Below are 19,867 nucleotides of genomic sequence, written 5' to 3'. Positions count from 1 at the left end.
TGCTAACAGCATTATTACTGACTGATCTGTTTTAAAAAAGCAGCAAATTCACTTGTAATTCTAGTGCCTTTTGCTACTAATTGCCAATCTCTTGTCACTACTTTTTTAGAATTTTCCTCAACCCAACGTCGTCTAATAACATGTAGAAAAACCTTTTTACCTCGAATTGGAAAATCTTGAATAGTAGCTTCTGGAAAGAAGCCTTTAGAGCTTAGTTTTAATCCTTTAAATTCTTCAGGAACTGTATTTAACTCCGTAAAATAGAAATGAAGTTCTTCTTGTTTAACTTCATACTTGGTAAGTTTAAAGTAATTTACTAAAACTTCTGGTAATAATAATTTTATAACATCAATTGAAATCTCCAAACCTTAAATATTTTAAATATCAAAGTTCTGCTTTTTATCTGTACTCCACAACTTTTGGTGTTGATCCCACTTCTGCATGTGCTATAAATTTTGCTTTTTTCGAGATCTGAGACATGTTGTTTTATGCTATTCCAAATGTATCAATTTTTATTTTAAACGTAACGTTTTATAATTCTAAATTCTTGACCAAAAACTGCTATTTGCGTCATAATTTATAGATCTGCGTCATAATTTTCAATCTATCATCAAACTTTACACATTAGGCTTCATAAGGGTTTAAAGGAATTTTGATTCTTGTTGGATATTTGCATCAACAAAAACAAAGTTATTAATCTTTAAAATATTTATGATGAAATTACTTACAATTACTGCTATCAGAATTACAACTTTAATCGTATTCTTAATTCTTTTATTAACAAGTTCGTGTGTGCAATCCAACCAAAAGACAGATACAAACTCTTTAAAAGAAACATCAAAAACGATAACCAAACCAACTATTGATATCCATGCAGCTGTATTAACTGGAAATTTAGAAGCCGTTAAACAACATATTGAAGCTGGAACTGACATCAACCAAAAAGAACCAATGTCTGGTTCTACACCTTTAATGTCTGCAGCCACTTTTAATCAAACAGAAATTGCTAAAACTTTAATGAATGCTGATGCAGATTTAACGATAAAAAATAATGATGGAGGTACAGCTTTGCATACTGCAGCATTTTTTGGACGTATAGAAATTGTACAATTATTAATTGATGCGAAAGCAGACAAAACTGTACGTAATAATTTTGGAGCAACTCCACAGGAAATTGTTAAGGGTGATTTCGCTCAAATGAAGCCTATTTACGAAATGCTAATACTGCAATTAAAACCAATGGGATTTACATTAGATTTAGATGAATTGCAAAAAGCACGTCCTGTTGTAGCAATGACGCTAGAGTAAACAAACATAAGATGACAACAGAAAGAAGATACGATATTGATTGGCTAAGAGTAATCGCAATTGGGTTATTATTGATTTATCACATAGCCATTATTTTTCAACCTTGGGCAATGTTTATAGGTTTTATAAGAAGTGAAGAAGCCTTAGAAGGATTGTGGAAACCAATGACAATGCTTAATGTATGGAGAATTCCTTTATTATTTTTTGTATCAGGAATGGGATTGTTTTTTGCGATGAAAAAAAGAAATTTTAAACAGTTATGTATAGAGCGTGCCAAACGAATTTTAGTTCCATTTGTGTTCGGATATTTTGCAATTACACCTTTGCATATGTATATTTTTCAAGAGTATTATAATATGCCTTTAAGTTATTTTCCAGATAGTGGTCATTTATGGTTTTTAGGTAACATATTTGCTTATGTGCTGCTGTTATCGCCTGTGTTTTTCTATTTAAAAAACAATGAAAACGGAAAATTTAAGAAAGCTATTCAAAAAATGATGCGTTATGCTTTAGGTCCATTAGCAATATCCGTTTTCTTTATGTTAGAAGTGTTTTTTGTAAAACCTCAATTATTTGAAATGTATGCACAAAACTGGCATGGATTTTTTATCGGTCTTCTTGCATTCTTTTTTGGTTTTCTGTTGGTTTACTGTGGTAATGTATTTTGGCAAACAGTTTTAAAATGGAAGTGGATCTACATCAGCATAGCTGCAACATTATTTTTAATTCGTTTTACAGGATTTCAATCCATATCAAATATGTATGTAACCTCTGTAGAATCTATTTCTTGGATTTTAGGTGTTTTTGGGCTGGGTTATGGCTACCTTAATAAACCAAGTGCATTATTAAGTTACTTAAGTGCAGCTGTATATCCTGTTTATATTATTCACATGTTTGTCTTATATGCAGGTGCATTATTAATTCTGCCTTTAGATCTTCATCCTATGTTAAAATTTATAGGGATAACTGCATTTACATTTATTACCTGTTTTCTTGTGTACGAATTCATCCTAAAAAGAGTTGCAGTTTTAAAACCTTTTTTTGGTTTAAAATGGTAAACACTTATCTTATATCAATACAATTTAAAATATCGTCATCTAATGAAAAAAAAATATCTAAAAAAAATGCTTAAAATACTGTTTATACTTGCTAGTTTATTCTCCTTAACCTTTGTGCCTTGGACTTTAGTTAAGGCTTGGGGAAAACCTCTTCCAGATACCATTCAAGAACAATTAGAAGAAGCTTTAGATTATGATTTTGAAGGAATGATTGTTTATATAGACCAAACAGATAAAGAACCAAAACATTATACTTCTGGCTGGCATAATCGAGAAACTAAAACACCTGCAAAACCTAAAGCGCTATTTAAAATAGCTAGTATTAGCAAGTTGTATGATGCAGTTGCTGTTACAAAACTTGTAAATCAAGGTCGACTTTCTTTGGATAAAACTGTTGCAGATTATTTACCTGAATTAAAGGATAAAATAGAATACGCAGATAAAATTACATTAAGACAGATGATTCAGCATAAAAGTGGTATTCCTAACTTTACGGATGCTCCAAAATTTTGGGAAGCTCCTACTGAAACTTTTGAAGAAAGTTTGGCACTAATAGAAGGAAAACCAGCAAATTTTAAGCCTGGTGAAGACTATGAATATTGTAATACAAATTATTTATTCATCAATAAAATAATGGATAACGAATTAGGCTATGGCAATTTTCAATTTATTAAAGAAGAAATTTTAAACCCTTTAGGTCTTAAAAATACGTTTAGCTCTCTCAAAGAAGTGAATTTAGATAGTGTGATGAGTGGTTATCATCTTGGATACGCTCATGATATAAAAACAAACGATTATGGCATGCATGCCACAGCAGAAGATGTGGGTATTTTTCTAAGAGCCTTAAACAATGGATCTGTTTTTGAAGAAGGAGAACAAGAAATATATGCTTCTATTTACCAATTTGAACATTCTGGTTGGGTGCCTGGTTACCAAAGTTTTGCAAAATATTACAAAGATATTGATGCTGTAATTATTGCTTTTTACAACACCACTGACCCAAAATTGTATAATTGGAACTTATCAGAAATTATCAATAAAAGAATTTATAAAATTTTAAAAAAACAAAAATAACATCAATTTAAACCATCAAAAAAAACAAACAATTATGAAATCAATTAAAATGAAAACAATCAAAAAACAAATTTTAGTAAAAACGGCTTGTGTAGCCTTTGCATTATTATCTAGTATAACTTACGCACAAAAGACAAATTCAGAAACAACAACTCAAAGAGAAGGATTCATGTTTGAATTCGTAGTTGGTGGAGGTATTATCAGTATTGAAGATAGTGAGGGTATTCAAACGTTTGACAAATCTCAAGGAACTTTTGTTTTTCCAGATCTAAAATTCGGTTATATGTTAAATGAAAAATTTGCGATTACCATATCTATGCCTGGAAATATTTATGAATTTCAAGATAATGACAGAAATTTTGGAGGGTTCATTCCTTCTGTACAATATTGGGTAAAAGATAAATGGTGGATTCATGGAGGTGTTGGTTTAGCCATAGACTCCCCAGCATTATATGACATTAAAGAGGATGTAAATGACGATTGGAATTTTGGTACTGCTGTAATGGTAAGTTCAGGTTACGAAATGTATAAAAAGAAAAACTTTGCACTTAATGTGCAATCTAAATTAGTTTTGGGTCATGCTTCTTTAGATGGTGATGCCCAAAGAGATGCAGTAATCTTTAATGTAGGAATAGGATTTAGCTGGTTTTAAGCTGAATTATAAATAGTGAATTCCCCCAATTCACATACCTATTAATAAGCTATAATTTACATTTATGAATACAAAAATGATACAAAAGCTTGGTGGAATTTGTTCAATTTCACTCGGATTAATTTACATCATAGCCTTTATCGTTTATGGTGCACTATTAGAGTATCCAAAAGCAAACGCAACAGACATTGAAAATTAAATTTCTTGACGGATAACTATGTATTGCTATCAACAATAAACTTAATAAGTTATGTTTTATTAGGAATTTTACTTGCTGTATTAGTGGTTGCAATTCATCAAAAAATAAAAGATGATTTACCCAATCTTTCTATTTTAGCCTCTGTTTTTGGAATCATTTGCGTTGGCTTAGTTTTTGCTAGTGGAATGATTGCAAATATCGGACTTGCTTCCGTAATTGAAATTGGAATTGAAGCGCCATAAAATATATGAGGATTGGTTAAAAAGCTAAAAATAAGAAGTTCTAGAAAGCTTTAGCAATAGTTTCTAAAATTGAAGCAACGTTATTTGGCACAACATTTTTGGGTATAGTATTCTTATTCAAACAAAATGGCAAGAGTAAGTTTATCTAACAAACCATCAGCAAATAGCTTGTTTTTTTCTTCAAATTGTTTGATAGCGTTTAAAGTTTCTGCCCTGTAAACACCATCAATTTTAATTGTAAAACCCCTGTTGTTTAGCTCTTTTTGTACTTCGTAAACAATAGCATTTTTTGAACCATTGTATAATTTATTATTCGGGTTAAAAAGCGCTTTTATCTGATCGTTTTTTAGTTTTCTATGGTAGTCTTTTAGAGAAAAACCTTTTTCTTCTATAAATTTAATTTCGGTATTACTAAGACCATTATTTTTTAATTGTAAAGAATTTTGCAAAATAGCTTCATAATAATTTACTCTTGCTAGTTTAGTAGCATAAGTTTCAACAGCCAATTTTGTTTCAATAGTATCATCTTCAGGCGTTCTTACATCAATTTTGTTGGCAGACCATTGTAACATTACATAACTATTTAAATCTTCAATAGCTTTGTAATAACTGAACAAAAGATCCTTGTTATGATAAGTAAGATCAATATTTTTTTTGGTTTTGTAATTAACTTCAGGCGCATTGTATCGTTTATAATCACTATAAACTCCATAGGCAATTAAAGAAGCTATTACCAAAAGTAAAAAGATGATGATTTGTTTCATGATGGTTAGAGATATGTTTATCAGCTAGTAAAACAAATGTAGGAAATCTTTTTTAACCACATCTAATCTGCGCAAAAGAGTTAATATCTAAAGCAATAAAAGTAAATTTTGGTGTTACACTACTGTATATTTGTGATTATAATGTTTACCAAATTGAATACCGAAAAAAACAATAAGAAAAAGTATTTATTTTTAAAACGAATTTTCCGTTTTTTAATCGGGGTTCTTGTGTTTTTACTTTTAATGATCCTATTTATTAGAAGTTCTTGGGGGCAAAACATCATTATAAATGAGTTCACAAATTATGTTTCTGATAAAACAAATACGAAGTTTGAGGTTGATAAAGCATTCATTACTTTTAACGGAAACCTTAAAATTGATGGGTTATTTTTAGAGGATAAAAAAGGCGATACTTTAGTGTATTCTAAATCTTTAGAAGCCAATCTACCTCTTTTAGAAATGATTAGAGGAACAGCTTTTGGAGTTGATGATTTAAAGTGGAATGGTTTAAAAGCTAATATTATTAGAAAAGATACCATCTCTGGATACAACTTTCAATTTTTAATAGATGCTTTTGCATCAGAAAAAAGTAATGAAAAACCTACAAAAGATACCACAGTTACAGCATCAAACATCGTTATAGGTAATGTTAATCTTACAGAAATTGATGTAAATTATATTGATATTCCTTCAGGAATTGAAAGTGCTAACAAAGTTGGTCAACTAAGCACAAGTGTAAAAAAAATTGATGTCACAAATATGGTTTTTGAAATAAACGAAATTTATTTATCAAATTCCAAAATCAAATACATTCAAAAACCAGTAGAACAAACTTCTAAAAAGCCGTCAAGATTACCGTATTTATCAGCAGAAAACATCAAATTAAAAAACGCTAACGTATATTATGAAGATGTTAATAATCAACTTATTACTGACTTAAATGTAGTTGATTTTTCCGCTATTCATTCCATATTAGATGCCAACCAAAATATTTTTAATATTGATGAGATTGCTTTAAAAAAATCAAAAATTACTGTAAAAACAAAAACGAGTCCTTCAAATACTTCAACAGTAAAAAAACAGTTTCAATTACCAAACCTTACTTTACAGCTTGGAAAATTTGATTTACAAAATAATGCGATACATTATCTTGTTGATGATGCTGTATTACAAACAGATAAGTTTAATGTTAATGCCATTGCTATTCAGAAATTTAACCTAAACGCATCGTCTATTAATTATAAAAATAAAAGCGGAGGCTTAGTTGTAAATACGTTTAATTTTAAAGAAAGTTCAGGATTAAATTTAGATAATTTCACCTTTAGCACTACTTTTTCAAATCAAAAATTAGCCTTAAATAATTTATACTTTTCACTAAATAAAAATAGTATAAAGGGTAATGTTAAATTGCATTACAAATCAATTTCAGAGTTTATAAATGCTCCAGAAAAAACTACAGTTTTTGCAGATATACCATCAATTACCTTTAATTTAAAAGAGTTGTTGAAATTGCAACCTACTTTACGTAATAATGCATATATAAATACAATCTATAAAAAACCAACTAATGCAAGTATTGCTGCAAACGGAACGCTTTCTAAAATTAATTTAACTAATGCTACTATAAATTGGGGAAACTCTAGCAAAGTAGCTGTTAATGGTACAATTCATAATGTGTCAAAGCCTAAATTATTAAAAGTAAATTTAGCTGATTTTAAAGCTAAAACAACTAAAAATGATGTATTGAATTTTGTAAATGAAGACAGTTTAGGGCTTAATTTTCCTAAACAAATTAAAGTTTTTGGTAGTTTAGAAGGATCATTAGATATGGTAAAAGCAAACTTAAAGCTACATTCTACTCAAGGAAATATAGAAGCAAAAGGTGAGTTTAAAAATAAAAAAATACTAGATTATCACACCGAAATTAACATCAAAAATTATAAAGTAGATGAGTTGCTAAACAACAATCAATTGGGTGAAATTAGTTTGGATTTTTATGCTAAAGGAAGTGGAAAAACAATAAACAATCTCAATGCCATTTTAGAAGCAAAAATTACAGATTTTAAATTGAAAAATTATGCACTAAAAGATGTAAACATTAAAGCCAATTTAAAAAAAGGAAAAGGAAACTTAACGTCTAATTATAAAGATAAAAACTTGAATATAAATTTAGACGGAATGTTTAATTTAGATACCATTAATACAAAAGCAACTGTAAATGTTGATGTAATTGGGGCAGATTTAGAAGCCCTAGGTTTTATGCAGCGCAAGGTAAAAGCAGGTATGGATATTTCATTAAATTTTAATGGAAATTTAGAGAAATATAAAATTAATACTAACGTAAAAAATGGTACAATTGTATACGATAATAGAAGTTATTTGTTAGGCGAAATACTTTCAGAAACGTATATAGACAAAGACACTACAGCATTTGTGTTAAAAAATAAAATGATTGAGGCAAAGCTGCAATCTAATGCAAGTCCAACAGAATTTAGTGAAGTTTTACAACATCATATTTCAAGTTATTTTTATAGAGATTTTAAAAGAAAAGACACCATATTAAATCCTGTTGAGTTAAAATTACAGGGTAAAATAGCACAAACAACATTGTTAAAAGAAGTGTTTTTAGTAAATGTAAAAGATGTAGATACCATTAATATTGCTGTCCATTTTAACGAAATGCAAAGAAAGTTAAATGCCAACATCACTGCACCACATATTAATTATAGTGGTAACGAATTAGATAGTTTGGCTTTTACAATGTCAACAGATCAGGAAAACTTTAATTTTAAATTGGGGTTTAAAGATATAAAAGCAAATCCGTTGTACATTCCTAAAACAGTAATAACTGGTAATCAGGTAAATAATGAGTTGTCTTTAAATTTTTCTGGTATGTATAAAGCAGACACTTTGTTATATGTAAACTCTAAAATAACAGGGAGTAGAGATAGCCTTCAATTATCCGTAAATTCTAAAAACCTAATACTAAATAAAAGATTTTGGTCAATACCAGCATCTAATAAAATAGTTTTACAGAACAATAAATTACAGTTTACAGACTTTAAAATTACAAAAGCCAATCAATCAATAGAAATTACAGATAAATTAGATAAAATAACCAAAGAACATGTAGCAATTGATTACAACAATTTTAAAATAAACGAGATTTTTAATTATTTAAATCCGAATAAAGAAGTAGCAACAGGTGTTTTAAGCGGCCAATTTGTTTTACAAAATCCGTTTAAGAATACTGGTATTATAGCAGATTTAAGTGTTAATCAATTAAAGTTCCTAAAAACCGATTTTGGAAAACTATCTATAAATGGTAAATCTTTAGGAGATAATACATACGATTTTAATGCAACCTTAAAAGAAGGCGATATAGATGTAGATGTAACAGGAGACTATTTTGTACAAAATAAAGATGCCAACTTAAATCTATCAATTCAACTAAATACTTTTAAAATGAAAGCCTTAAATACACTTTCTTTGGGCGAAATAAAAGAAACTAGTGGTTCGTTTTCTGGTAATTTTACTGTTGATGGTAAAACGTCTAATCCTAATTATAATGGCAATTTAAATTTCAAGGATGCAACCTTTAACATCACAAAATTAAACACAAAATTTACCTTAAAAGACGAAAAATTACGAGTGGACAATAACGGTTTTTATTTAGATAATTTTTTAGTTTTAGATGCAAAGAAAAACACCCTAAAACTTTCTGGTAAAATTTTAACCAAATCTTTTATAAACCCTCAATTTGATGTAAAGCTAAGCGCAAAAAACTTTAGAGTTTTAAACGCTACAAAAGAAGATAATCCATCACTTTATGGTATTGCCTCTTTTAATGTCAATGCAAATTTAACAGGAGATTTACAAATCCCTAAATTATCAGCAAATATAACTTTAGGCAAAGAAACCAATGTTAATTACGTATTGCCTACATCTTACGCAACCGTAGAAAATAGAGATAACGTAGTTGTTTTTGTAAATAGAAAAAATCCTGATGCTATTTTAACCGAAACCGAACAACAAACTGCAACAATTACAGGTTTTGATATTTCAACACAATTAAAAATTGATAAAGAAGCCAAAGTAACTGTAGTTATTGATGAAGAAACTGGAGATAATTTTAATGTTTCTGGTGATGGAGATTTGATTTTTAACATGTTACCAAATGGTAATATATCTTTATCAGGAATTTATGAAATATCGCAAGGTCATTATGAATTGAATTTATATCAATTGGTAAATAGAAAATTCTTATTAGCGCCAGGAGGTCGAATTTCTTGGTCTGGCAATCCTTTTGACGCCAAATTAGATGTAAAAGCAATTTATAAATTAGAAACATCAGCATCGCCATTGATGGCAGCACAAATTTCGAATGAAGATCCATCAATTAAAAATAAATTTAAACAAGTATTGCCTTTTAATGTATACTTAAATATTGATGGAGAATTGCTACAACCCAAAATTTCTTTTAATTTAGATATGCCAGAAGACCAACAAGGTGCCATTGGTGGGCAAGTATATAGCAGAGTTCAACAAGTAAACCAGCAAGAAGAAGAGCTCAATAAACAAGTTTTTTCTTTGTTGGTTTTAAATCGATTTTATCCAAACTCTGGTAGCGATGGTAGTTCTGGAGGTTTTGCAACAATTGCTAGAGATAATTTAAATGATGCAGTTTCAGGACAATTAAATGCTTTTTCTGATAAAATTTTAGGCAAAACTGGTATCGAACTTAATTTCGATTTAAATAGTTATACAGATTATCAAGGCAATTCTCCAACAGACCGAACACAATTAGGAGTTACCGCACAAAAAAAACTTTTTAACGAGCGCTTAACAGTAAGAGTTGGTAGCGACTTAGATTTACAAGGTACCAATGCAACAAACCAACAAACTCCAGTTATTGGTAATGTAACTTTAGAGTACAAAATTACAGAAGATGGCAGGTATCGTGTAAAAGGATTTAGAAAAAACGAATTTGAAAATATTATAGACGGACAGACTATTGTAAGCGGAATAGCATTAATTTTTACCCAAGAGTTTAATGAATTTAACGAAATGTGGAATGCCATTTTTAGGCCTCAATCTCAAAGAAATCAAAATGATAAAAATGAGCAGGATAAAAAAAAGAATACCGTTGAAAAAGTAAGTGCAAAAAAAGAAAATAAAAGTAGTAAAAAAGAAAAAGAGTAAGCTTTGAGAAAAATTGTTGCAACACCATTTATTGTACTATTATTAATATTGATATGCTCTTGTAGTATAAATAAATTTATACCAGAAGGTAAGCGTTTGTATACTGGTTCAAAAATAGAAATAGAGGCAGATTCTTCTATACAAAAAAAGAGCAAACTAAAAGAAAATTTACAAAATGTTATAAGACCAAAGCCGAATACAAAGTTTTTAGGGATGAACTTGGGGGTATATTATTTTTATAAAAACAAAAAAGAAAACCCTAATTTTTTAAACAAATGGTTGTATAAAAAATTTGGTCAAAAGCCCGTATATCAGTCAGACGTTAATTTGGTTGAAGTAGAAGATATTTTAAGAAATAGACTAGAAAATAACGGTTTTTTTTACAGCTCTGTGGTATCATCTTTTCAGGAAAAACAAAAAAGAGTTTCAGCTACATACAACTTAAAAATACCTGCACCTTACAAAATGCAAAATTTTAAAGTAGATAGTATGGCAGCTCCAATTTATGGAGCTATTAAAAAAATTAGTGTACAAACACCTTTCGAGAAAAATATGCGTTTCGATTTAAACAATTTTAAATTTGAAAGAGAAAGAATAGATGCTGCGCTTAAAAAAGAAGGTTTTTACAATTTCAATTCAAGTTTTTTAATTTTTGAGGCAGATACCAATCAATATAGTAATAAAAAGTTCGATTTATTTTTAAAGTTAAAAGCTAAAGTACCTAAAAAGTCTATAGTACCTTATGTTTTAAAAAATATAAATGTATATCCAGATTATAATTTAAAAGACTCAATTACAGGTAAATATACTCGTTTTGATGGTAAAAAATATTATCAAAATCAAATTGCGTTTAAACCAAAGTATTTAAACGATTTCATCACTTTAAAAAAAGGCGAATATTATAATCCAGAAAAATCAAAGAATACAGCAAGACGTTTATCTACAATTGGTGCATATAAGTATGTAAACATTCAGTATAATGAAATTGATACTATTGCAAATGATGATAAAGGAGCTCTAGAGGCCAATATTTTTTTATCGCCTTTAACAAAACGTGCAATACGTGCAGAGTTGCAAGCCGTTACCAAATCTAACAATTTTGCTGGGCCTACATTAGGTGTTACCTTTAGCAACAGAAACTTGTTTAAAGGTGGCGAAACCTTAAATATTACAGGCACTGTAGGTTACGAAACACAGTTAGCAAATGGTAATACTACTGGTTTAAGTAGTTTAGAATTAGGTATAAAATCAGAATTAATTTTTCCTAGAGTAATTGCTCCTTTTAGGTTTAAAGAAGATTTTTTTGAATACTCAATACCAAAAACCAAAACAAGTTTAAGTGCTACTTATTTAAGTAGAAGTCAGCTCTACACCTTATCATCGGGTTCTGCACTTTTTGGGTATATTTGGGATGCTAATAAGTATATTACCTACGAAATTAATCCTATATCATTAAATTACTCAAGCTTATCTAATACAACAGCTGCTTTTGAAACCATCTTAGACAATAATCCTTTTTTAGAAGAAAGTTTCAATCAACAATTTATATCTGGCCTCACATTTTCATTTACTTATAACGAAATGATAAACCAACAAAATCATCAGTTTTTTGTAAACGCTACTTTAGATATTGCAGGAAATTCCATCAGTTTATTTGGTAAAGAAAAAGAAGAGGGTGCTGCAAAAGAGTTTTTAGGTTTGCAATATGCACAATTTGCAAAAGCAGATGTTGATTTTAGATATCACTTTAATTTTGGAAATAATAACAATCAAAAAATAGCTACAAGATTTTTTGCAGGATATGGTTATGCTTATGGAAATTCAGATGTAATACCATTTGTAAAACAATACTTTTCTGGTGGGCCATACAGTGTAAGAGCCTTTAATACAAGATCTTTAGGGCCTGGTACATATAGTGGAAACGCAGAGGATAATACTACTTTTTTTGATAGAACAGGTAATATTAGATTAGAGGCAAATATAGAATATCGTTTTCCTATTTACTCATTCTTTAAAGGTGCTGTTTTTGTTGATGCTGGTAATGTGTGGAATTCAGTTACTAACGAAACTTTTAATGATGAAAATGGAGCGCCTACAGATAAATTTACCTCTAATTTTATAAATGAATTAGGTATTGGTGCAGGAATTGGTTTACGAATTGATGTACAGGGTTTTGTGATTCGTTTTGATTTGGCAGCACCATTTAACGACCCCAGTTTAGCAGCAGGAAAACGTTTAGATTTTCAATTAGATGCACCTGTTTTAAACTTTGCAATTGGTTATTCTTTCTAAATTAAAACCCATTAGAAATCTTTACCAACTCGCTTTTATTTAAAATCTTAATGTCTTTTTTTAAGAAAGTAATTGAACCACTTTTCTTTAAACTAGAAAGCAAACGAATTGCAGATTCAGTAGCTGTGCCAATAATATTAGCAATATCCTCTCTAGATAAATGAACGTTTATAGCCCCCATTTCGTTTGTACCAAATTTATCTTCTAATTTTAAAAGTGTTTCTGCTAACCGTTGTTTTACGCTCTTTTGTGCCATATCTACAATAATATTATCAGCCTTTTTTAAAGAATTGGCCATGGTTTTTAGCACGTCCATTGTAAAGTTTGGGTTTTTTTCTAAATCATTAATAATTTCTTCTTTTGGTATAAAACAAACCTCCATATCGTCAATAGCTACCGCGTTTAAATTAGAAACTTCGTCAGAAATTAAACTTCTTTCACCAATTAAATCACCACGTTGTACCAAGCTAACAATTTGATTTTTTCCATTTTCACTCATTTTAGAAATCTTACAAACCCCATCTTTAATACAAAAAATACCATTAATATGATCTCCTTCTTCAAATAAAGGCTCTCCTTTTTTAATGATTTTAGAGGTTTTACAAGCAGAAATTCTAATCAATTCATCTTTAGAAAGATGTTTTAACGAATTAAATTGGCGTACAATACATTGGTCACATTTACCCATTATTTGGTCTTATTTATAAGTTTCAAAGATATTGAAAAACTGATAATAATCATATTTTAAACTAAAATCTTAACGGAAATTTGTATCAGGCAAAAGAGTAAATATGAAGACTACACATTGTTACCATTGTGGAGATTCTTGTAAAGATGATATCATTAAAGTAGATGATAAAAATTTCTGTTGTAATGGTTGTAAAACTGTTTATGAAATTTTTTCTGAAAACGACTTAACTTGTTATTACGATTTTCAAGAAAATCCGGGCGCAGTTCCTACAGAAATTCAAGGGAAATATGATTTTTTAGAAAACCCACAAATCATTGAAAAATTACTAGATTTTAACGATGGTAATACACAAATAGTAACATTATATATACCTCACATTCATTGTAGTTCTTGCATTTGGGTGTTAGAAAATTTACACAAATTAAACCCAAAAATTAGTACTTCTCAGGTAGATTTTCCAAAGAAAAAAGTTAGAGTTTCTTACAATTCAGAAACCATAACATTAAAAGAAGTGGTTTTGTTGTTAAGTTCTATTGGTTACGAACCTTACATTAGTTTAGAAGATTATGAAGCAGGAAAAAATAAAGTAGATAGAAGCTTAATTTATAAATTAGGAATTGCAGGTTTTGCTTTTGGCAATGTAATGTTTCTTTCATTTCCAGAGTATTTTGAGGTAAGTGGTTTTTGGATAGAAAAGTATAAAAATGTCTTTAGGTGGCTAATGTTTTTCTTTTCTTTACCTGTTGTTTTTTATGCAGGCAACGATTATTTTGTTTCTGCATACAAGGGGTTACGTTCTAAAATTTTAAATATAGATGTGCCTATTGCTTTAGGTATTACAGTATTGTTTATAAGAAGTACAACCGAAATTATTTTAGATTTAGGTACCGGTTTTTTTGATAGTTTAACAGGCTTAATTTTCTTTCTTTTATTGGGTAAATTCTTTCAACAAAAAACCTATAGTTTCTTATCTTTTGAACGCGATTATAAATCGTATTTTCCAATTGCGGTTACAAGAATTGTGGCGAATCAAAAAGAAGAAAATGTACAAATTTACGAGGTCGAAAAAGGGGATAGGCTTTTAATTAGAAATCAAGAATTAATACCTGTAGACGGAATTTTAATCAACGGAAATGCTAATATCGATTATAGTTTTGTAACGGGTGAAGCTGAACCTGTTTCTAAAAAATCTGGTGATAAGTTATTTGCGGGCGGAAAACAACTTTCTGGTATTTTAGAGATGGAAGTTTTGGCTTCGGTATCACAAAGTTACTTAACACAATTGTGGAGTAATGATGTTTTTCAGAAAGACAAAACCTCTAATTTTAAAACACTTACAGATAAAATTAGCAAGCATTTTACAATTATTGTGCTATCTATTGCATTGGTAGCTACAATATATTGGTTATTTGTTGATGCTAGTATTGCATTAAACGTTTTTACAGCGGTTTTAATTATTGCTTGTCCTTGTGCAATTGCATTAGCGGCTCCTTTTACTTTTGGTAATTTATTACGTATTTTTGGTAAGCAAAAGTTTTATTTAAAAAATGCCACAGTAATTGAACAATTGGCAACCATTAATTCTTTAATTTTTGATAAAACAGGCACCTTAACCACAAATGTAAAAAGTAATATTTCTTACGATGGATCATCTTTAAATCTACAACAAAAAAGTATTTTAAAAAGTGGTTTACGAGCATCAAACCATCCTTTAAGCAGAATGTTATACAACACTTTTTCTGATGTTGATACTTTACCAATTACAAGTTATAAAGAGGTTGTAGGGCAAGGTATAGAAGTAAAATATCAACAAGAAAAATTAAAAATAGGTTCGGCTTCTTTTGTTAAAAATGATGATGCAAAGTTATCTTTTGATACTTCTGTTCATATTAGTTTAAACGAAGATTATAAAGGAAAATTTACATTTAAAAACACTTACAGAAAAGGTGTTCAAGAAATTTTTAATACATTACATCCAGAATATGAACTGGCTGTTGTTTCTGGAGATAACGAAGGAGAACGTGAATTTTTATCCAATAAATTACCTCAAAAAACAACTTTATTGTTCAATCAAAAACCAAATGATAAACTACATGTGGTTGAGGCACTACAGCAAAAAAATAAAAAAGTAGCTATGATAGGCGATGGTTTAAATGATGCAGGAGCATTAGCACAAAGTGATGTGGGTATTGCATTGTCAGAAAATATTAATGTGTTTTCACCTGCATGCGATGCTATTTTAGATGCTTCTCAATTTCATAAAATAGGGCTATTTTTAGGAGCATCAAAAAAAGCTATATCTATTATTAAATATTGTTTTGTATTGTCTTTATGTTATAATGTAGTAGGTTTATATTTTGCAATTACAGGTCAACTGATGCCAGTTATTGCTGCTATATTAATGCCTTTAAGTTCTATAAGTATTGTGGTATTCACCACAATTTCAACCAATATTTTAGGAAAAAAACTAAATAAAAAATGAAAATTAATCCATATATAGATCATACTTTATTGAAAGCTACTGCTACAAAAGCACAAATTATTAAGTTATGTGAAGAAGCAAAAACCTACAGTTTCTATGCTGTTTGTGTAAACAGCAGTTATGTAGCCTTGGCAAAAAATGAATTAGAAAATTCTGAGGTAAAAGTAGCTGCGGTTATTGGTTTTCCTTTAGGGGCTATGTCAACTGAAGCAAAGGTGTTTGAGGCTAAAAACTGTATTGAAAAAGGAGCATCAGAAATAGATATGGTTATCAATATAGGTAAATTAATTGATGGTGATTTTGCTTATGTAAAGAGCGAAATAAAGCAAATTAAAGAAGCTATTGCTAATAATACGTTAAAAGTAATTTTTGAAAACTGTTATTTAACTAAAACACAGATTCAAAAAGCGTGTGAATTGGCAGTAAGTGCAGGTGCAGATTTTGTAAAAACATCTACAGGTTTTGGTACAGGTGGTGCTACTTTAGGTGATGTGCAATTAATGAAAGAAATTGTAAAAGAGAAAGCGCAAATAAAAGCAGCTGGTGGAATTCGTGATGTGGCAACAGCCCAAAAATATATAAAAATGGGGGTAAAAAGATTAGGTACTTCCTCTGGAGTTGCTTTGGTAAAAACAGGTGTTTCCAACAAAAATGAGTATTAAGTATGAGTGTGCATATTGAAGCAAAACAAGGAGAAATTGCAGAAACAGTATTATTACCTGGCGATCCTATGAGAGCAAAATGGATTGTAGATTTTTTCTTAACAGATATTGTAAAATACAACGATGTTCGTGGAATGTTAGGCTTTACAGGAACGTATAAAGGAAAAAGAATATCTGTTCAAGGTACAGGAATGGGAATTCCATCAACTTTAATTTACGCCCATGAATTGATTAACGATTATGGCGTAAAAAATTTAATTCGAGTAGGCTCAGCAGGTTCTTATCAAAAGCAAGTAAAAATTAGAGATATTGTTATTGCTATGGCTGCCTCAACCAATTCAGGCTTAAATACCATTCGTTTTAATGGTGCAGATTACGCCCCAACTGCTAGTTTTTCATTATTTCAAAAAGCCGTTAAAGTTGCCGAAAATCAAGGGATTCCTATAAAAGCGGGCAATATTTTAAGTTCGGATGAATTTTATGCAGATGATTTTGATAGTTATAAAAAATGGGCAGATTATGGTGTTTTATGTGTAGAAATGGAAACCAATGGTTTGTATACCATTGCTGCCAAACACAATGTAAACGCACTATCTATTCTAACAATTTCAGATAGTTTAGTTACAGGAGAAAGAACTTCTGCCGAAGAAAGAGAAATTACATTTAAAGAAATGATAGAAATTGCATTAGAACTAGCATAATTTTAATTTCTCTGTTATTTAGAGCACAGTCAACAAATCTTAGTAAAATTTTCTATTGGGATAAAATTCGAGAATTCGTGGCAAAAAGAATTGTGCCAAAAAACAAAAAATATCAAAAACAAATGAAAACATCACTAATTCAAAAATATAATGTTCCAGGACCAAGATATACCAGTTATCCCACTGTTCCTTTTTGGGATGCAACCTCTTTTACCAAAGAAAATTGGAAAGCAAGCTTTCAAAAATCATTTGTAGAAAGTAATCAAAAAGAAGGGATAAGTGTATATATTCATTTGCCATTTTGTGAGAGTTTGTGCACGTTTTGCGCCTGCCATAAACACATTACAAAAAGACATGAGGTAGAGGAAGAGTATATTGAAACAGTTTTAAAAGAATGGCAATTATATGTTACTGAGTTTACTGAAACGCCTATAATTAAAGAGTTGCATCTGGGTGGAGGTACACCAACTTTTTTCTCTAAAGAAAACTTAAAATTTTTGATGGACGGTATTTTTGAATCGGCAATACCACATGCAGATGCAGAATTTAGTTTCGAAGGTCATCCAAACAATACTACAAAAGCACAACTACTAACTTTGTACAACTGCGGTTTTGATAGGGTTAGCTATGGTGTACAAGATTATAATGAAAAAGTACAAAAAGCAATTCATAGAGTGCAACCTTTTGAAGCCGTAGAAAAGGTAACCAAATGGGCTAGAGAAATTGGGTATACTTCTGTAAGTCACGATTTAATTTTCGGGCTTCCACATCAAACTAAAGAAAATGTAATTTTTACGATTAACAAAACCAAAGAGTTGCAACCAGACAGAATTTCGTTTTACAGTTATGCACATGTGCCTTGGGTAAAAGGTGTAGGACAAAGAGGTTTTAATGAAAATGATTTGCCAAAAGATGATGAAAAAAGAAAACTCTACGAAATTGGAAAACAGCTTTTTGCAGAGTTAGGATACGAAGAAATTGGTATGGATCATTTTGCTTTAAAAACAGATAGTTTGTATAAAGCAACAATAAACAAAACCTTGCATAGAAATTTTATGGGATACACCCCAAATAAAACACAATTAATGATTGGTTTAGGCATGTCTGCCATTTCAGATTCTTGGTATGGGTTTGCGCAAAATGTAAAAACGGTAAAAGAATATCAGAAAATTGTAAGTGAAGGTGAAATTCCTGTTTTTCGCGGACATATGTTATCTAAAGAAGATGAAATTATTAGAAAACATATTTTAAATATTATGTGTAATTTTTATACTTCTTGGGATAAACCAACAACTCAAATTACAAATATAACTACTCATTTGGCCTTGCTGCAAGAATTAGAGCAAGATGGCTTGGTTAAAATAGATAAAAATGCTTTAACTGTGCCAAAGCACGCAAGACCTTTTGTACGGAATATTTGTATGGCTTTTGATAAAAAAATGCATCAAAAAAAGTTAAAAGACAAGGTTTTTTCTATGACAATATGATTTTTTTCATTTTTTATTTGGATAAAAAGTTTGATTTAATTAAATTTATATCAAATTAAAATCCCCCAGTCATGAAAAACAGTAAAATTAAACACCTCAGAGAACTAATTGTTAAACAAAGATTAATTGATGCATCTTTAAAACTTACCATTTTAATTATAAGTGTCATTTTTATTTTTGGTGCAATTATCTAAAAAAAACAAAATTTATCAAAACAAAAAATCGTCTAAAGAGAAATCTCTAGACGATTTTTATATTATTATCAAGTTTAGTTTTCAATAATATGTTTTCTTGATTTATAAGTTGTTTTTGTTAGTTTCTATCAATAATATCACCAGAGCCTACAGATTTTGTATCGATATTTGTTGGGTTTCCTTTGTAATAAATACTTCCAGAACCTACAACTTTTGCTTTAATTTTACTATTTACAGTAGTTCTTATACTTCCAGAACCTGCAATAGTTGCACTTAAGTTTTCGATTTTTAAGTCGTAAGCTTTTATACTTCCAGAGCCTGCAATTGAGCATGTAAAATTGTTTGAGGTACCTGCTAATTTAATGTTTCCAGAACCTCCAATATTTGCAGTAACTTCATTAGCCTCTACAGCTAAAGTAATATTACCAGAACCACCTAAAGAGGTTTTTAACTCGTCTGTTTTTAAAGTGCCTTTACAGGTAATATTACCAGAACCACCCAAAGATATGGCATCTACATTTTGGTAAGTTACTGTTACTGTTAACTTTTTTGTAGTTTTAATAGTGGTGTTTTTTTTATATCTTATTTTTAGTGTGTTTCCTTGAACTTCGGTTTCAACATAAGACACAATGTTCTCTTCTCCTTCAATGGTAATATTTCCTTCTTTACCCTTGATTAGTATTACATCAAAAGAACCGCCAACACCAATTGCATCGTATTCAGAAGTAGTTCTAGTTGTTGTAATTACCTTGCCATTTCCTTTTATCTTTTTACTGTTTCCCCACCAATCTTGTGCGTTTGCAGATAAGCAAAAAGTAATGGTAAGTATTGTAAATGTAATTTTTTTAAGCATAATTTT

17 protein-coding genes are annotated in these 19,867 nt (G+C 29.7%); 13 read left to right on the top strand and 4 right to left on the bottom strand.

What is annotated here, in order from left to right:
- Nucleotides 1-14: 14 nt before the first annotated feature.
- Nucleotides 15-365 carry an ISAon1 family transposase N-terminal region protein gene (locus ACW9UN_RS07535; protein ID WP_459485403.1) on the bottom strand — a complete coding sequence of 117 codons (351 nt, stop codon included), beginning with the start codon at nt 363-365 and terminating at the stop codon, nt 15-17.
- Nucleotides 366-714: 349 nt separating this feature from the next.
- On the opposite strand from ACW9UN_RS07535, the gene ACW9UN_RS07530 reads away from it, so the two are divergent.
- The 6 genes from ACW9UN_RS07530 (at nt 715) to ACW9UN_RS07505 (ending at nt 4,533) form a co-directional block, all read left to right on the top strand.
- Nucleotides 715-1,308: an ankyrin repeat domain-containing protein gene (locus tag ACW9UN_RS07530; protein ID WP_459485400.1), complete on the top strand. Its 594-nt coding sequence runs from the start codon at nt 715-717 to the stop codon at nt 1,306-1,308.
- 11 nt (nt 1,309-1,319) lie between these two features.
- On the top strand, nt 1,320-2,366 hold the full coding sequence (locus tag ACW9UN_RS07525) for an acyltransferase family protein (RefSeq protein ID WP_459485398.1): 1,047 nt from the start codon (nt 1,320-1,322) through the stop codon (nt 2,364-2,366).
- A gap of 66 nt (nt 2,367-2,432) precedes the next feature.
- Nucleotides 2,433-3,440, top strand: a complete 1,008-nt coding sequence (locus tag ACW9UN_RS07520; protein ID WP_459485395.1) for a serine hydrolase domain-containing protein — start codon at nt 2,433-2,435, stop codon at nt 3,438-3,440.
- Between the two features lie 34 nt (nt 3,441-3,474).
- Nucleotides 3,475-4,092 carry a hypothetical protein gene (locus tag ACW9UN_RS07515; RefSeq protein WP_459485393.1) on the top strand — a complete coding sequence of 206 codons (618 nt, stop codon included), beginning with the start codon at nt 3,475-3,477 and terminating at the stop codon, nt 4,090-4,092.
- Nucleotides 4,093-4,168: 76 nt separating this feature from the next.
- Nucleotides 4,169-4,291: a hypothetical protein gene (locus ACW9UN_RS07510; protein ID WP_459485391.1), complete on the top strand. Its 123-nt coding sequence runs from the start codon at nt 4,169-4,171 to the stop codon at nt 4,289-4,291.
- Between the two features lie 5 nt (nt 4,292-4,296).
- On the top strand, nt 4,297-4,533 hold the full coding sequence (locus ACW9UN_RS07505) for a hypothetical protein (protein WP_459485389.1): 237 nt from the start codon (nt 4,297-4,299) through the stop codon (nt 4,531-4,533).
- Between the two features lie 113 nt (nt 4,534-4,646).
- Here ACW9UN_RS07505 and ACW9UN_RS07500 read toward each other — a convergent pair whose 3' ends face one another.
- Nucleotides 4,647-5,297, bottom strand: coding sequence for a peptidoglycan-binding domain-containing protein (locus tag ACW9UN_RS07500; protein WP_459485387.1), 651 nt, complete (start codon nt 5,295-5,297; stop codon nt 4,647-4,649).
- Nucleotides 5,298-5,540: 243 nt separating this feature from the next.
- Between ACW9UN_RS07500 and ACW9UN_RS07495 the strand changes: the two genes are divergently transcribed.
- Nucleotides 5,541-10,499 carry a translocation/assembly module TamB domain-containing protein gene (locus tag ACW9UN_RS07495; protein WP_459485386.1) on the top strand — a complete coding sequence of 1,653 codons (4,959 nt, stop codon included), beginning with the start codon at nt 5,541-5,543 and terminating at the stop codon, nt 10,497-10,499.
- Nucleotides 10,500-10,502: 3 nt separating this feature from the next.
- Nucleotides 10,503-12,791, top strand: a complete 2,289-nt coding sequence (tamL, locus tag ACW9UN_RS07490; RefSeq protein ID WP_459485384.1) for a translocation and assembly module lipoprotein TamL — start codon at nt 10,503-10,505, stop codon at nt 12,789-12,791.
- 1 nt (nt 12,792) lies between these two features.
- Here tamL and ACW9UN_RS07485 read toward each other — a convergent pair whose 3' ends face one another.
- The gene (locus tag ACW9UN_RS07485; protein WP_459485383.1) at nt 12,793-13,479 is read right to left on the bottom strand and encodes a Crp/Fnr family transcriptional regulator; all 687 of its coding nucleotides are present in this window, start codon (nt 13,477-13,479) and stop codon (nt 12,793-12,795) included.
- A 103-nt stretch (nt 13,480-13,582) separates the two neighbouring features.
- Here ACW9UN_RS07485 and ACW9UN_RS07480 point away from each other — a divergent pair, with 103 nt between their 5' ends.
- The 5 genes from ACW9UN_RS07480 to ACW9UN_RS07460 all read left to right on the top strand — a co-directional run bounded on the left by ACW9UN_RS07480 (nt 13,583) and on the right by ACW9UN_RS07460 (nt 19,008).
- The gene (locus ACW9UN_RS07480; RefSeq protein ID WP_459485381.1) at nt 13,583-15,964 is read left to right on the top strand and encodes a heavy metal translocating P-type ATPase; all 2,382 of its coding nucleotides are present in this window, start codon (nt 13,583-13,585) and stop codon (nt 15,962-15,964) included.
- On the top strand, nt 15,961-16,626 hold the full coding sequence (deoC, locus tag ACW9UN_RS07475; protein ID WP_459485380.1) for a deoxyribose-phosphate aldolase: 666 nt from the start codon (nt 15,961-15,963) through the stop codon (nt 16,624-16,626). The genes ACW9UN_RS07480 and deoC overlap by 4 nt, the downstream gene beginning before the upstream one ends.
- A 2-nt stretch (nt 16,627-16,628) precedes the next feature.
- On the top strand, nt 16,629-17,327 hold the full coding sequence (gene deoD / locus ACW9UN_RS07470) for a purine-nucleoside phosphorylase (RefSeq protein WP_459485378.1): 699 nt from the start codon (nt 16,629-16,631) through the stop codon (nt 17,325-17,327).
- Between the two features lie 122 nt (nt 17,328-17,449).
- Nucleotides 17,450-18,814: an oxygen-independent coproporphyrinogen III oxidase gene (gene hemN, locus ACW9UN_RS07465; RefSeq protein WP_459485377.1), complete on the top strand. Its 1,365-nt coding sequence runs from the start codon at nt 17,450-17,452 to the stop codon at nt 18,812-18,814.
- Nucleotides 18,815-18,885: 71 nt separating this feature from the next.
- The gene (locus ACW9UN_RS07460; RefSeq protein WP_459485376.1) at nt 18,886-19,008 is read left to right on the top strand and encodes a hypothetical protein; all 123 of its coding nucleotides are present in this window, start codon (nt 18,886-18,888) and stop codon (nt 19,006-19,008) included.
- Nucleotides 19,009-19,126: 118 nt separating this feature from the next.
- Here the strand turns inward: ACW9UN_RS07460 and ACW9UN_RS07455 are convergent, their stop codons facing one another.
- A complete protein-coding gene (locus tag ACW9UN_RS07455) occupies nt 19,127-19,861 on the bottom strand; it encodes a head GIN domain-containing protein (RefSeq protein WP_459485374.1) in 735 nt (244 codons plus the stop codon).
- Between the last annotated feature and the right edge of the window lie 6 nt (nt 19,862-19,867).

The organism is Polaribacter litoreus, from assembly GCF_054584775.1.
Note: the sequence above shows the minus strand (reverse complement) of the source record. Positions and strands in the feature narration are given on the sequence as shown.

Bases quoted from the DNA above. Each gene is read 5' to 3' on its own strand.
- ACW9UN_RS07530 (WP_459485400.1), top strand. From the start codon at position 715: ATGAAATTACTTACAATTACTGCTATCAGAATTACAACTTTAATCGTA.
- ACW9UN_RS07525 (WP_459485398.1), top strand. From the start codon at position 1,320: ATGACAACAGAAAGAAGATACGATATTGATTGGCTAAGAGTAATCGCA.
- ACW9UN_RS07520 (WP_459485395.1), top strand. From the start codon at position 2,433: ATGCTTAAAATACTGTTTATACTTGCTAGTTTATTCTCCTTAACCTTT.
- ACW9UN_RS07515 (WP_459485393.1), top strand. From the start codon at position 3,475: ATGAAATCAATTAAAATGAAAACAATCAAAAAACAAATTTTAGTAAAA.
- ACW9UN_RS07510 (WP_459485391.1), top strand. From the start codon at position 4,169: ATGATACAAAAGCTTGGTGGAATTTGTTCAATTTCACTCGGATTAATT.
- ACW9UN_RS07500 (WP_459485387.1), bottom strand. From the start codon at position 5,297: ATGAAACAAATCATCATCTTTTTACTTTTGGTAATAGCTTCTTTAATT.
- ACW9UN_RS07495 (WP_459485386.1), top strand. From the start codon at position 5,541: ATGATCCTATTTATTAGAAGTTCTTGGGGGCAAAACATCATTATAAAT.
- ACW9UN_RS07485 (WP_459485383.1), bottom strand. From the start codon at position 13,479: ATGGGTAAATGTGACCAATGTATTGTACGCCAATTTAATTCGTTAAAA.
- ACW9UN_RS07480 (WP_459485381.1), top strand. From the start codon at position 13,583: ATGAAGACTACACATTGTTACCATTGTGGAGATTCTTGTAAAGATGAT.
- deoC (WP_459485380.1), top strand. From the start codon at position 15,961: ATGAAAATTAATCCATATATAGATCATACTTTATTGAAAGCTACTGCT.
- deoD (WP_459485378.1), top strand. From the start codon at position 16,629: ATGAGTGTGCATATTGAAGCAAAACAAGGAGAAATTGCAGAAACAGTA.
- hemN (WP_459485377.1), top strand. From the start codon at position 17,450: ATGAAAACATCACTAATTCAAAAATATAATGTTCCAGGACCAAGATAT.
- ACW9UN_RS07460 (WP_459485376.1), top strand. From the start codon at position 18,886: ATGAAAAACAGTAAAATTAAACACCTCAGAGAACTAATTGTTAAACAA.
- ACW9UN_RS07455 (WP_459485374.1), bottom strand. From the start codon at position 19,861: ATGCTTAAAAAAATTACATTTACAATACTTACCATTACTTTTTGCTTA.